At 61.6% G+C, this 263-nt stretch carries 1 protein-coding gene; it reads left to right on the forward strand.

Features of this window, described 5'->3' with window-relative positions; all coding sequences use genetic code 11:
• The coding region (locus tag E0702_RS17755) for a sugar phosphate nucleotidyltransferase (protein ID WP_306766941.1) at nucleotides 1-263 on the forward strand (263 nt) is incomplete at both ends.

Consider the following 263-nt stretch of genomic DNA (forward strand, 5'->3'; position numbering starts at 1 on the left):
ATGCGGTGGCGGTGGCCAGGGACTTCCTGGGCCAAAGCCCCTTCGTCCTCTACCTGGGGGATAACCTCTTCCAGAAGGGAATCACCCGCTTTTTCCAGGCCTTTACCCCGGGGGTGAGTGCGGTGATCGCCCTGGTGCGGGTGGAAAACCCCAGCTCATTTGGGGTGGCAGTGCTGGAAGGGGAAAGGATCGTGCACCTTCTGGAAAAACCCAAGGAGCCGCCCTCAAACCTGGCGGTGGCCGGGGTTTATGTCTTCACCCCG

It is taken from the genome of Halomonas marinisediminis (assembly GCF_004347715.1).
Lineage (GTDB): Bacteria > Pseudomonadota > Gammaproteobacteria > Pseudomonadales > Halomonadaceae > Halomonas > Halomonas icarae.